The organism is Caulobacter sp. P1_D6 (assembly GCF_056406095.1).
The window spans coordinates 13,775-26,178 of the sequence record NZ_JBFUAW010000005.1; the positions used below are offsets into that span (position 1 = coordinate 13,775).

Genomic DNA, 12,404 nt, shown 5'->3' on the forward strand with positions numbered 1-12,404 from the left:
CATGAAGCGCCTGATCCTCGCCGCCGCGGCCCTGACCTGCCTCGCCGGAGCCGCCAACGCCCAGGAGATCGTCCGGGGCGGCGCGCCGACCTCGCCGATCGCCACCGTGGTGACCGTGCCGGCCGGCTATGACACCATCTATGTCAGCGGCATGACCCCGCCGATGCTCGACCCCAAGGGCGACCCGGCCCTGACCGCCACCTTCGGCGACACCAAGACCCAGACCCTGGGCGTGCTGAAGCGCATCGAGGACGCGCTGAAGACCCAAGGCGCGACCATGGGCGACGTCGTCATGATGCGCGTCCTGCTGGTCGGCGACCCGGCTAAGGGCGGCAAGATGGACTTCCCCGGCATGATGGAGTCCTACAAGACCTTCTTCGGCACCGCCGAACAGCCCAACAAGCCCTCGCGCATCACCAGCCAGATTACCGCTCTGGTCCAGCCGGGCATGCTGGTCGAGATCGAGGTCCAGGCGGCCCGCAAGCCGAAGTAAGCATCGACGCGTCCTCCGCCCCTATGGGGGCGGACAGACCGCGAAGCGGTCAGGTGGGGGCAAGTCACTAGCCGCACTGCGGGCGAGTACTTGCCCCCACCGGGCCTTCGGCCCTCCTCCCCCAGAGGGGGAAGATTGGCGACCTTTCGCCACGCGCTCACGCGCCCTCTGTTAATCCTCCCTAACTGGCTGTTAACCATGACGGGCGATGGTGCGAGTCACCGTCAGTTTCCCGCGTGCGCGCGTACCGTAGAGGCCATCCGATGAGCGGAGCCGAAGTCTTGGATGTCGGCCGCGATGCGATCTGGCTGACCCTGCAGCTTTGCGCGCCGATCCTGCTGGTCGGCCTGGTGGTCGGCGTGGCCATCGGCCTGTTCCAGGCCCTGACCCAGATCCAGGAAGCCACCCTGGTCTACGCGCCCAAGATCGTCGCGATCTTCGTGGCCCTGCTGCTGTTCCTGCCGCTGATGGGCGCGCTGATGTCCGGCTTCATGAGGCAGATCGCCGCCAAGATCGCCGGGATGTAGGGGTAGGGGGCTTGGACAGCTTCGCCACGGTTCTGCAGGTCTATGCCGGCGGTCTGGTCTTCGCCCGGATCGGCGCGATGGTCATGCTGATGCCCGGCATCGGCGAGAACGTCGTGCCGCCGCGCATCCGACTGTCGTTCGCCGTGCTGATGGCCCTGCTGCTGGCGCCGATCGTCGGCAAGTCGATCGTCACCGTGCCCAGCAGCGTCGGCGCCATGGGCGGGGCGGTGCTGCACGAGGTGCTGGTCGGTCTGATGATCGGGGCGGTGCTGAAGCTGTTCGTCAGCTCGCTGACCACGGCCGGCGAGATCATCTCGCTGCAGACCACCCTGTCGTTCGCCCAGACCACCAACCCGGCCGGCGCCCAGACCAGCACGGCTGTGGCCACCTTCCTGTCGATGCTGGGCCTGACCCTGATCATGGTCACCGACCTGCATCACCTGTTCATCGGGGCGATGGTCAAGTCGTACGACCTGTTCCCGTTCACCCGTCCCGTGCCGGTCAACGACGCCGCCGCCCTGGCCGTGCGCACCGTGGCCGACTCGTTCAAGCTGGGCCTGCAGCTGTCGGCGCCCGTCCTGGTGTTCTCGATCGTCTTCAACCTGGCGACCGGCCTGGTCGGCCGGGTGATGCCGTCGTTCCAGATCTTCTTCGTCACCTCGCCGCTCAGCGTGATCCTGGGCCTCTCCCTGCTGGGCCTCTCGCTCGGCGGCATCGCCATGGTGTGGACCGATCGCTATCGGGAACTCCTGGCCGTGTTCAACTAGGGGAGCGCCATGGCCGACGATCAGGACGACGCTTCAAAGACAGAAGAACCAACAGCCAAGAAGCTGTCGGACGCTCGCGCCAAGGGCGACGTCCCGAAATCCGCCGACATCTCGCAGCTGGCCTCGCTTTCCGGAGCGTTCGGCGTCGTGGTCATCGCCGGCGGCTGGCTGACCCGCGATCTGGTCACCAGCCTGACGCCGTTCATCGCCCACGCGGGCACCATGGACGTCGAGGGCGGCATCCGGGCCATCGCCAAGACCGCGGTCATGGCCGCCCTGCCGGCGCTGATCCTGGTGATGGTGGTCTCGGGCCTGCTGGGGGCGGCGGCCAACGTGGCCCAGTCGGGCTTCATCCTGTCGGCCGACAAGATCAAGCCCGACCTGAAGAAGCTGGACCTGATCAAGGGCTTCGGCCGGATCTTCGGCATGGACGGCTTCGTGCAGTTCGCCAAGTCGGCCCTGAAGTTCATCGTCACCGGGCTCATCGCCTGGTTCGTGGTCAAGCCGGACGCGGCCATGATCACCACCTTGGTCGGCATGGACGTGGGGGCGATGATCCCGCTGTCCATGAAGCTGTGCATCAAGCTGTTCTGGATGGTGCTGATCTTCCTGATCGCCACCGCCGGCTTCGACTGGTTCTGGCAGCGCATCCGCTTCAACAAGCGCATGCGGATGAGCCTGCAGGACGTCAAGGACGAAATGAAGCAGTCCGAAGGCGACCCGCACATCAAGGGCAAGCAGAAGCAGCTGCGCATGCAGCGCTCGCGCCAGCGGATGATGGCGGCCGTGCCCAAGGCGACCGTCGTCGTCATGAACCCGACCCACTACGCCGTGGCGCTGAAGTACGAGCAGGGCGAGACCGCCGCTCCGATCTGCGTGGCCAAGGGTGTCGACGACCTGGCCTTGAAGATCCGCGCCGTGGCCGAGGAGGCCGGCGTCTACATCCTGGAAGACCCGCCCCTGGCCCGCGCCCTCTACGCCGCCATGGACGTGGACGAGCAGATCCCGGCCGAACACTTCGAGGCGGTCGCCAAGGTCATCGGCTTCGTGATGAGCAACAAGCAGGCCAAGAAGCGGGCCTGGGCTGATTAATTTGATCCGCTCATCCCGGCATTCGCCGGGATGAGCGGAATCTATAGCGCTGACTAGTTCGGCTTTCCTGACACCATCCCGAGCTTGTACGGCGGCTCGGCCGCCGGCACCGGCGCCGGCCGTACGGTCGCCGCCAGGGCCGTCGCGTCCGCCAGGCCCCGGCCCGTGACGTTGCTGGTCGCCAGCTTCGGTCCGTCCGCCACCGTCACGTCGATGTTCGCCAGCGTCACGTTGCGCATGTTGGCCAGGCTCATGCCCTTGGCCGCAGTGCCGGTGATGTCGCGCAGGGTGAAGCCGTCCAGCGGTTTGTCGGGATGGATGTTCACCGCCTCGACCAGCACCGGCGCATCGGTCACCTTGATCCGCTCGAACGTGAAGTTGCGCACCGTCGGCACGCCCTCCAGCCCGGCGACGGGGAAGGGGTCCTGCTTTCCGCTGTCCAGGAAGTTCAGGCGCAGGAAGCCGCCTTTCGCGCCCGAGACCTCCAGGTCGCGCATGACGATGTCCTCGATGAACGCCCCGCGTCCCGGCCGGCTCTTGATGTAGATGGCGAAGGTGTAGGCGGCCAGGCACTGGCAGCGCTCGACCAGCACCTTGCGGATGCCGCCCGAGGTCTCGCTGCCGATGCCGATGCAGGCCCAGCGGTGGTCGCGGAACACGCAGTCGGTGATCCGCACCTCCTCGGTCGGGCGGGCGATGACATTGCCTTCCATGCCCCGGCCGGACTTCAGCGAGATGCAGTCGTCGACGGTGTCGAAGTCGCAGCGCTCGATCACCACCCGCCGGCAGGAGTCGACGTCGATGCCGTCGGCCCCGCCCTTGACCGTCACGCCCCGGAACAGGACGTCGTCGCAATAGACCGGGTGGATCGACCACATGTCGTTCTGCTCGGTGAAGACCTCGGTGACCGACAGGCCCTGGACGTCGACGAACTCCAGCAGGGCCGGGTGGCGCAGGCCGGTGGCCTTGTCGACGCGGCCGGGGATCGCCTTGGAGCCGAGAATCCTGCCCTTGCCGGCGATGGCGACGTCGCGCGCGCCCTGGGCCCAGATCAGGCCGACATAGCCGGGCGTCCAGCGGCCCTCCCAGCGCACCTGCACCACCGGATAGTCGGCCAGGTCGGGCGAGCCCTGCAGCGTCGCGCCTTCGTCCAGCACCAGGGCGGTGTTCGACCCCATGCGCAGCGCGCCGGTCAGGTAGACGCCGGGCGCGACCACCACCTGGCCGCCGCCCAGCACGGCGCAGCGGTCCAGCGCGCTCTGCAGGGCGACGGTGTCCTTGGTCGCCCCGTCGCCCTTGGCGCCGAAGTCGCGGGGATCCAGGCGGAGGTCGCTCACCGGGCGCTTCGTCGCCTTGGCGGCCGGAGGGGAAGCCGCAGCGTTCGTCGCCAGCGCCGCGACGCCGAGGCCGGCCCCAAGACTGGCGATCGAGAGCATGGCGCGTCGGCTGGGGGAGAGGATGCTCTCGTCGCGCGAGGTCTTCTTCATGGCGAACTCCCTGAGATCGACGGCCAGCTTGTGACACCGGTGTCTTTCGTGGGAGTGTTGGGCGATCGACGCGCGCTGTAAATGCGCGCCGAGAAAAATGGGGTGGGTCCGGAAGAGCTCGCGAAGACCATAATCCCGTCACGGAATCAGGAATCGATCACGGATCGCGCTCCGCGAGCGGGTTAAGGGTATCCTATCCCGCGAATCGATGGGCTGGATGCCCGCAAGGCTGAAGAAGGATTTCGGTCGACCATGACCGAGACGCCCATGAAAGACTTTGGCGCGACAGACTCCGCCGGCGCCGTGAAGCGCCGCCCGGACCTCTTGATCTGGGGCGCGGCCATCTTCCTGGTCCTGGCCGCCGCCTTCGCCGCCGCCCCCGCCCTGAAGGCCGGCCCAGCCACCTTGGCGGGCCTGCTGCTGCTGGGCGGCGTCGCCGGCGTGGCGATCCTGGGCCTGGTGGCCATCCGCGCCTCGACCGCGGTCACCGATCCCGAGCCCGAGGGCGCCGAGGCCTTCGTCGAGGCCCTGTCCGAACCCGCCGCCCTGACCGCCGCCGACGGCCGCATCCTGGCCGCCAACGCCGCTTGGGTCCAGACCGTGGGCGACGCCCGCCGCCTGCCCAAGGGCGCGGCCGGCGCCGGCCTGTTCGCCGCCCTGGTCAAGGCCGGGGAAGGCCAGCGGGCCGAGGGCTCGTTGATCATCGCCGGCCAGGAGCGCCGCGCCGAGGCCGCCCGCCTGCGCGGCGGCCGCCTGCTGGTCCGCCTGCCGATCGTGCTGGAGAAGGAGGTCTTCGTCCCGACCGCCGCTCCGGCCCCGGTGATCTCGCAGTCCGCCCCGGCCCCGCGCACCCTGGACGCCTTCTCCGGCGCCTCGCCGTTCGGCGCGGCCCTGCTGGAGGGGCTGGACCCGTTCAACTCGCGCATCCTCGAGGCCAATCCGGCCCTGACCGCCATGGCCGGCGCCGTGCCGCCCGGCACGATGTTCGGCGCCCTGATCGATCCGCCCTCGCGGACCGAGGCCGAGACCCGCCTGGCCGAGGGCAAGGCCGGCCCGTTCGAGGTGCGTCTGGCCCGCGACCCAACCCGGATCGCCCACCTCTATCTCTACCGCGCCGACGGGCGGTTGGTGGCCTATCTGATCGACGTTTCCGAGCAGAAGCAGATGGAGCTGCAGCTCGCCCAGGCCCAGAAGATGCAGGCCATCGGCCAGCTGGCCGGCGGCGTGGCCCACGACTTCAACAACCTGTTGACCGCCATCCAGCTACGCCTGGACGAGCTGCTGCACCGCCACCCGGTCGGTGATCCCTCGTATGAAGGCCTCAACGAAATCCGCCAGACGGGCGTGCGCGCCGCCGACTTGGTCCGCAAGCTGCTGGCTTTCAGCCGCAAGCAGACCGTGCAGCGCGAAGTGCTGGAGCTGGGCGAGCTGATCAGCGAGTTCGAGGTCCTGCTGCGCCGCCTGCTGCGCGAAGACGTCAAGCTGATCACCGACTACGGCCGCGACCTGCCGCAGGTGCGGGCCGACAAGAGCCAGCTTGAGACCGCCGTGATGAACCTGGCCGTCAACGCCCGCGACGCGGTGCGGGCGGCCAAGGGCGGCGGCGTGGTGCGCATCCGCACCGCTCGCCTGACCCAGGACGAGGCCCAGAGCCTGGGCTTCCCCGGCGCCGAGGGCGACCAGGCCTTCATCGAGGTCAGCGACGACGGCCCCGGCATCCCGCCCGAGGTGATGGGCAAGATCTTCGACCCGTTCTTCACCACCAAGCCGGTGGGCGAGGGCACGGGCCTGGGCCTGGCCACAGTCTACGGCATAGTCAAGCAGTCCGACGGCTGGATCCACGTCCACAGCCGTCCGGGCGAGGGCGCGGCCTTCCGCATCTTCCTGCCGGTCTTCGAGGCCACGCCCGCCCAGCAGGCCGCCGCCGCGGCGGCCCTCACGATCGCCGAAACCGCCAAGCCGCGTCCGCCCCGCGACCTGTCCGGCGCCGGTCGGATCCTGTTCGTCGAGGACGAGGACGCCGTGCGCGGCGTCGCCGCCCGCCTGCTGCGCGCCCGGGGCTACGAGGTGCTGGAGGCCAGCGACGGCGAGGAGGCCCTGATCATCGCCGAGGAGCACGCCGGCACGATCGACCTCTTGATCAGCGACGTGATCATGCCCGGCATCGATGGCCCGACCTTGCTGAAGAAGGCCCGCGCCTATCTGGGCAACGCGCCGGTGATGTTCATCAGCGGCTATGCCGAGGCCGAGTTCAGCGACCTGCTGGAAGGCGAGACCGGCGTGACCTTCCTGCCCAAGCCGATCGACATCAAGACCCTGGCCGAGCGGGTGAAGCAGCAGCTTCAAGCCGCCTAGCTGGCGCGAAACGCGAGAGGGCAGCCAACCGGACCTTCGGTTGCTACCGAAGCTTGGCCGCTTGCGGCAGGTTCCCTCCGGGATTCGCGTCGCCGTTCGGGGAAGCCTTGCAACTTCACACCCTCATCTCCTTCGGCCTGGCCGTGGGAACGACCGGCCTGGCGTTGAAGTACGGCGACCAGCCCGCGCGGCGGTTCGCCGTCGCGTTCCTGGCGTCCTGGGCGGCGTCGCTGGCCGTCAACACCACCAGCATCCGAGGCCCGGCGATGTTCTGCATCGACAGCGCGACCCTGGTCTATTTCGTGTGGGTTTCGCTGCGATGTCGTAGGCTGTGGACGGTGGCCGCCTCGGCCTTCATGGCCCTGATCGTGGCCTCGCACGTGGCCACGGCGATCGATTTCAGGGTGGCGATGAACACCTTCAGGCTGAGCATGGCGCTCTGGAGCTACGGCATCCTCGCCTGCATCGGGTTCGGAGCCTGGTCGAGCCGGCCAAGCCGATCGCCGGCGTCGGCCTTGGCGACGCGCTAACGGCGCGCCGCCGAAGCCGCACCGCCTCAGGGCGCGCCCACGGCCTCCTTCAAGCCCGGCGTGAACTCGGCGCCGGCCTTGACCTGGGCGGTCGAGGCCTTGAGGGCGCCGCCGATCGGTTCGGAGCGGCCGCCCAGGCAGCTCTTCAGGAACTGCTCGGCCACGGCGTTGAAGGCGATGTTGTTGACCGGCCGTGCGAAGCCGTGGCCCTCGTCGGGGAACAGCACGTAGGTCACCGGTATGCCCTTGGCCTGCATCGCCTTGACGATCTGGTCGGACTCTGCCTGGTTGACCCGCGGGTCGTTGGCGCCCTGGCCGATCAGCAGCGGCTTGGTGATCGCCCCGGCGCGGTAGACCGGCGAGCGGTCCTTGAGCAGGGCTAGACCCTCCGGCGTCGTTGGGTCGCCCATCCGCTTGTAGAACTGCTGCTTGCCGGCCTCCCAATAGGGTGGAATGGTCTTGAGCAGGGTTTCCAGGTTCGACGGGCCGACGATGTCGACCCCGCAGGCGAAGGTGTCCGGCGTGTAGGTCAGGCCCACCAGGGTGGCGTAGCCGCCGTAGGAACCGCCCATGATCGCCACCTGCTTGGCGGCGGTGACGCCGCTCGACACCGCCCAGCCGACCGCGTCGATCAGGTCGTCGTGCATCTTGCCGGCCCATTCGAGATTGCCGGCGGCGATGAACGCCTTTCCGAAGCCCGTCGAGGCCCGGTAGTTGACCGACAGCACGGCGTATCCGCGGTTGGCCAGCCACTGGTGACCGCCATTGTATCCGTAGCTGTCGCGACCCCACGGACCGCCGTGCACCAGCAGCACCAGCGGCACGGGCTTTTCGGGCTTGCCGTCGCCGTCGGCGTCCGAGCCAGGCGGCAGGGTCAGGTAGGAGACCAAGGTCAGGCCGTCGCGGGCCTTGATCGCCTGCGGGAACATCGGCACCAGCGGCGCGCTCTTCAGCTCGGGCCGGCCGACGAACAGCTCGGTCACCGTCTTGGCCTTGCGATCGTAGAGATAGGTGGCGGCGGGGGCGACGACGGGGTCGGAGGTCACGGTCCACAGGTCGTCGGCGTTGGTGCGCGAGGTGACGTGGACGTCGCCCTTCAGCTTGCCGGCCAGGAAGTCGAGATCGGTCTTGATGGCCGGATCCAGCACCGTCCAGCTGTCGCGCAGATAGTCGACCGAATAGGCCTGGACCGCGCCGGTCTTGGGATCGGCGAGAATCCCGCCGATGTCGGCCCTGGCGTCTTGGCCGATCACCGTGGCCTTGCCGCTGGCGACGTCCTGGGCGAACAGCGCGGCGGTGTCGCGGCCGCGGGAGTCCAGCCAGTACAGCGTCTTGCCGTCGGCCGTGAAGCTCAGCGGCGCGGTCGTCATGGAGTCATCCAGGCCAAAGGCGACCACCGGCTTGTCCTCGACCTTGCCGTCGACCACCCGGTAGTAGTCCATGCCGCCGTCGGTCCGCTGCTTGGAGGCCAGGCGCAGGTTCAGGCCGTCGTCGACGTTGAAGCCGCCATAGCCTTCATTCTTCAGCAGCAGCTTCAGTACGCCGGTCTTCAGGTCGAGGCTGTAGATGTCGTGCCACTTGGGATCGCGATTGTTGACGCCCACCAGGATGCGGTCCTGTACGCGGCGGCTGACGCCGATGATCTGGGCGCGGGTCTTCTCGAACGGGGTGAGGGCGCGCTGGACGCCGGTGACGACGTCGACGTCGTAGATCAGGAAGTTCTCGTCGCCGCCCTTGTCGTTGACGAACAACAGGCCCTTGGAATCCGGCGACCAGAAGTAGTTGCGGATGGGCCGGATCTTCTCGGCGGTCAGGGGCTTGGCCTTGGCCAGGTCGTCGCGGGGCGCCACCCAGAGGTTCAGCACCCCGTCGCGCGGGGCGATCCAGGACAGCCACTTGCCGTCCGGGCTGATCCGGCCCGACGCGCGGCTGGGATTGCCGAACAGCTTGGCCCGCTCGATCAGCGGCGCGGCGACGGGTTCGGCGGCCTGGGCGGCCATCGGCGTGAGGGCGATGGTAATGGCAAGGCTGAGCAAGGCTGGACGCATCGAAGGTTCCCCAAAGAGCACGGCGCAACCTTCGGTTAGCTTCAGCGCGGGCGCAAGGGACTCTCGCGAGGCGGGTTCATCCCCGCTGCAGCAGCACCGTCGGCGCTTCGCGGTAGGTGGTGCGCGTCACTTCCAGGAAGCCCATCCTGAAGGCCAGTTTCAGGGAGGGGGCATTGTCGGGGTCGATGATGCAGACCACCGGCGCGTCGCCCCACTGGTCGCGCGCCCAGGACAGGGCGCCCGCGATCGCCTCGCTGGCGAAGCCCTGGCCGTGGGCCCAACTGGCCAGGGCCCAGCCCATCTCGGGCACGCCGTCGATCGAGGGCTGGATGCCGCGGTGGAAGTCGGCGAAGCCGATCTCGCCGACATAGCGGCCGCTCGCCGTCTCGCGCGCCGCCCAGTAGCCGTAGCCCAGAACCGCCCACAGCCCCCGGGCCCGCAGCAGGCGATGCCAGCTTTCCTCCGGCGTGGAGGTGCGGCCGCCGATGTGGCGGGTGACCAGCGGATCGCTCCACATCGCGGCGCTGTCCTCGAAGTCGGAGGCCTGAGGGGGGCTCAGGGTCAGGCGGGCGGTGGTCAGGATGGGCGGGGTCGTGGACGGAATCATCGGGGTCCTGTTCGGGTCTGCACGGCAAGCCTATACCGGCCTCGCCAGACGCCAACCGCCGGAACGCTCCATGACCGCGCCGCAAGACGCCATCGCCGCTCGCCGCAAGCTGACCAACAAGCTGATCGCCGGCAAGGACGCCCGTCGCCTGGCCCCGTTCTTCGCGCCGGGCATCAAGGTGATCGTCGGCGACGGCTCCCTGATCCTGGGCGCGCGCGACGTGCTGGAGGCCTTCGCCGGCCAGTTCGCGGATCCGGCCTTCGTCGCCTATGTCCGCACGACCGATCGCATCGAACTGGACGCCGCCGGCGATCGGGCCGCCGAGCACGGGACCTGGGTCGGAACCACGCGCGGCCAGCCCGACACTCGCGGGCGCTATCTGGCCACCTGGCGCAAGGTCACCGGCCAGTGGGTGATCGAGAACGAGCTGTTCGTGACGTTGAGCTGAGCGCCTGCACCGCCCATTGGCCGCACGAAACATGCGCTCCGCCGCAAGATGACGGGAAATTAATACCGTCGCCGTTGCCGCGCCGGGCAAGGGCCTCTACGCCTTTGCGTCAAACACTTCGAGGGAAGGGGACCCCACCTTGCAAAACCGCCGTCAGATGCTGCTGTCCACCGTCGCCGTCGGCCTGGCCGCCGCGACCCCGGGCCTGGCCCTCGCTCAGGCCGCCGGGGCTTCCGGCGAAAGCGCCAAGCTCAACGCCCTGTTCGACGCCATCATGGCCAAGCAGCTGCGCCAGTCGCCCGAGAACGCCACCAGCCTGGGCCTGGACGTCGGCGAGTTGGCCTGGACCAAGGCCCAACTGGCCGACCGCTCGTTCACCGCCATCGAGGCGGGAATTGTCCAGACCAAGCAGCAGCTGGCCGACCTGCGCGCCATCGACCGCAAGGCGCTGACCGGGATGGACGTGGTCAACTACGACACCGTCGAGTTCACCCTGGCGGTGCAGGACGAGGGCAACTCCAAGTTCACCTACGCCGGCGGCGGTTCGGGCGCGCCCTACGTGCTGAGCCAGCTGACCGGCTCGTACCAGTCGTATCCCGACTTCCTCGACACCCAGCATTCGATTGAGACCAAGGCCGACGCCGACGCCTATCTGTCGCGCATGGAGGCCTTCGCCCGGCTGATGGATCAGGAGTCGGCCATCGCCAGGCGCGACTACGCCGACGGCGTGATCCCGCCGGACTTCGTCATCGACAAGGCCCTGATCCAGATGAAGGCCTTCGCCGACACCCCGACGGCGCAGGCGCCGCTGGTGCTGTCGGTGGCCCGCCGGACCAAGGACAAGAACATCCCCGGCGATTGGGCGGCCGAAGCCAGCAAGGTCTACGAGACCTCGGTGCTGCCCGCCCTGAAGCGCCAGATCGCCCTGCTGGAGAGCGTCCGCCCGAAGGCCACGCACGACGCCGGCGTCTGGCGCCTGAAGGACGGCGGCGACTACTACGCCGTGTCGCTGAAGAACTACACGACCTCGACCCTGACCCCCGACGAGATCCACCAACTGGGCCTGGACCTGGTGAAGTCGATCTCGGCCGAGGCCGACAAGCTGTTCAAGAGCATCGGCATGGCCAAGGGCACGGTCGGCGAGCGGATGGCCGAGCTGGGCAAGGACATCTACGAGAACACCGACGCGGCCAAGGAACAGCTGATCGCGGACCTCAACACCAAGGCCAAGTGGATCGACAAGCAACTGCCGGCCTATTTCGGCCAGCTGCCCAAGGCCCCGCTGGAAATCCGCCGCGTGCCCAAGGCCATCGAGGCCGGCGCGCCGGGCGGCTACTACAACTCGCCCTCGCTCGACGGCAAGCGTCCGGGGATCTACTGGATCAACCTGCGCGACACCAAGGAGCAGGCCAAGTACACGCTGACCACCCTGACGGTGCACGAGGGCGTCCCGGGCCACCACCTTCAGCTGTCGATCTCCAACGAGGCCCAGGGCCTGCCGCTGCTGCGCAAGACCATCGGCAACTCCGGCTATACCGAGGGCTGGGCGCTCTATTCCGAAGAGCTGGCCGTTGAGATGGGCATCTACAAGAGCGACCCGCGCGGCCACATCGGCATGCTGCACGACGCCCTGTTCCGCGCCGTGCGCCTCGTGGTCGACAGCGGCATGCACTACAAGAAGTGGAGCCGCGAGCAGGCCGTGAAGTACATGGCCGAGACCATGGGCGACGAGGAGAGCGGCACGATCACCGAGATCGAACGCTATGTCGTCTGGCCGGGCCAGGCCTGCAGCTACATGATCGGCAAGATCACCTGGCTGCGCGCCCGCGAACGCGCCAAGAAGGCGCTGGGCAAGAAGTTCGACATCCGCAAATTCCACGACGCCGGCCTGCAGGCGGGCATGACCCCGCTGACCGTGCTGGACAAGGTGGTGGACAACTACATCGCCCAGACCAAGGCGGGGAAGTAGGGCAGGATATCTTCCCTCCCCTTTATGGGGAGGGGGGACCAGCGAAGCTGGTGGGTGGGGCTTCACCGCCCCACTGAGTCA

At 68.4% G+C, this 12,404-nt stretch carries 11 protein-coding genes; 8 read left to right on the top strand and 3 right to left on the bottom strand.

Annotation, left to right across the window (positions count from 1 at the left end):
- The first annotated feature begins 1 nt into the window (after position 1).
- From AC1DYP_RS02775 to flhB, 4 genes are all read left to right on the top strand, one after another.
- The gene (locus tag AC1DYP_RS02775) at positions 2-493 is read left to right on the top strand and encodes a RidA family protein (RefSeq protein WP_477045035.1); all 492 of its coding nucleotides are present in this window, start codon (positions 2-4) and stop codon (positions 491-493) included.
- A 263-nt stretch (positions 494-756) separates the two neighbouring features.
- Positions 757-1,020: a flagellar biosynthesis protein FliQ gene (gene fliQ, locus AC1DYP_RS02780; protein WP_477045036.1), complete on the top strand. Its 264-nt coding sequence runs from the start codon at positions 757-759 to the stop codon at positions 1,018-1,020.
- Positions 1,021-1,031: 11 nt separating this feature from the next.
- Positions 1,032-1,787 carry a flagellar biosynthetic protein FliR gene (fliR, locus tag AC1DYP_RS02785; RefSeq protein ID WP_477045037.1) on the top strand — a complete coding sequence of 252 codons (756 nt, stop codon included), beginning with the start codon at positions 1,032-1,034 and terminating at the stop codon, positions 1,785-1,787.
- 9 nt (positions 1,788-1,796) lie between these two features.
- Positions 1,797-2,879 carry a flagellar biosynthesis protein FlhB gene (gene flhB / locus AC1DYP_RS02790; RefSeq protein ID WP_477045038.1) on the top strand — a complete coding sequence of 361 codons (1,083 nt, stop codon included), beginning with the start codon at positions 1,797-1,799 and terminating at the stop codon, positions 2,877-2,879.
- Positions 2,880-2,932: 53 nt separating this feature from the next.
- Here flhB and AC1DYP_RS02795 read toward each other — a convergent pair whose 3' ends face one another.
- Positions 2,933-4,366 carry a glycoside hydrolase family 28 protein gene (locus tag AC1DYP_RS02795; protein WP_477045039.1) on the bottom strand — a complete coding sequence of 478 codons (1,434 nt, stop codon included), beginning with the start codon at positions 4,364-4,366 and terminating at the stop codon, positions 2,933-2,935.
- 267 nt (positions 4,367-4,633) lie between these two features.
- Here AC1DYP_RS02795 and cckA point away from each other — a divergent pair, with 267 nt between their 5' ends.
- Positions 4,634-6,721, top strand: a complete 2,088-nt coding sequence (gene cckA, locus AC1DYP_RS02800) for a cell cycle histidine kinase CckA (protein ID WP_477045040.1) — start codon at positions 4,634-4,636, stop codon at positions 6,719-6,721.
- Between the two features lie 107 nt (positions 6,722-6,828).
- Positions 6,829-7,251 (top strand): hypothetical protein, encoded by a 423-nt coding sequence (locus AC1DYP_RS02805; RefSeq protein WP_477045041.1) that lies wholly within the window; start codon positions 6,829-6,831, stop codon positions 7,249-7,251.
- Between the two features lie 26 nt (positions 7,252-7,277).
- Here the strand turns inward: AC1DYP_RS02805 and AC1DYP_RS02810 are convergent, their stop codons facing one another.
- The gene (locus tag AC1DYP_RS02810; protein WP_477045042.1) at positions 7,278-9,299 is read right to left on the bottom strand and encodes a S9 family peptidase; all 2,022 of its coding nucleotides are present in this window, start codon (positions 9,297-9,299) and stop codon (positions 7,278-7,280) included.
- 76 nt (positions 9,300-9,375) lie between these two features.
- Positions 9,376-9,906, bottom strand: a complete 531-nt coding sequence (locus AC1DYP_RS02815) for a GNAT family N-acetyltransferase (RefSeq protein ID WP_477045043.1) — start codon at positions 9,904-9,906, stop codon at positions 9,376-9,378.
- 70 nt (positions 9,907-9,976) lie between these two features.
- Here AC1DYP_RS02815 and AC1DYP_RS02820 point away from each other — a divergent pair, with 70 nt between their 5' ends.
- Positions 9,977-10,354, top strand: a complete 378-nt coding sequence (locus tag AC1DYP_RS02820; protein WP_477045044.1) for a YybH family protein — start codon at positions 9,977-9,979, stop codon at positions 10,352-10,354.
- Positions 10,355-10,493: 139 nt separating this feature from the next.
- On the top strand, positions 10,494-12,323 hold the full coding sequence (locus AC1DYP_RS02825; protein ID WP_477045045.1) for a DUF885 domain-containing protein: 1,830 nt from the start codon (positions 10,494-10,496) through the stop codon (positions 12,321-12,323).
- Positions 12,324-12,404: the final 81 nt, after the last annotated feature.

What these genes read in the sequence shown, in the direction of transcription:
- AC1DYP_RS02775 (WP_477045035.1), top strand. Translation starts at nt 2, where the DNA reads ATGAAGCGCCTGATCCTCGCCGCCGCGGCCCTGACCTGCCTCGCCGGA.
- fliQ (WP_477045036.1), top strand. Translation starts at nt 757, where the DNA reads ATGAGCGGAGCCGAAGTCTTGGATGTCGGCCGCGATGCGATCTGGCTG.
- flhB (WP_477045038.1), top strand. Translation starts at nt 1,797, where the DNA reads ATGGCCGACGATCAGGACGACGCTTCAAAGACAGAAGAACCAACAGCC.
- AC1DYP_RS02795 (WP_477045039.1), bottom strand. Translation starts at nt 4,366, where the DNA reads ATGAAGAAGACCTCGCGCGACGAGAGCATCCTCTCCCCCAGCCGACGC.
- cckA (WP_477045040.1), top strand. Translation starts at nt 4,634, where the DNA reads ATGAAAGACTTTGGCGCGACAGACTCCGCCGGCGCCGTGAAGCGCCGC.
- AC1DYP_RS02810 (WP_477045042.1), bottom strand. Translation starts at nt 9,299, where the DNA reads ATGCGTCCAGCCTTGCTCAGCCTTGCCATTACCATCGCCCTCACGCCG.
- AC1DYP_RS02815 (WP_477045043.1), bottom strand. Translation starts at nt 9,906, where the DNA reads ATGATTCCGTCCACGACCCCGCCCATCCTGACCACCGCCCGCCTGACC.
- AC1DYP_RS02820 (WP_477045044.1), top strand. Translation starts at nt 9,977, where the DNA reads ATGACCGCGCCGCAAGACGCCATCGCCGCTCGCCGCAAGCTGACCAAC.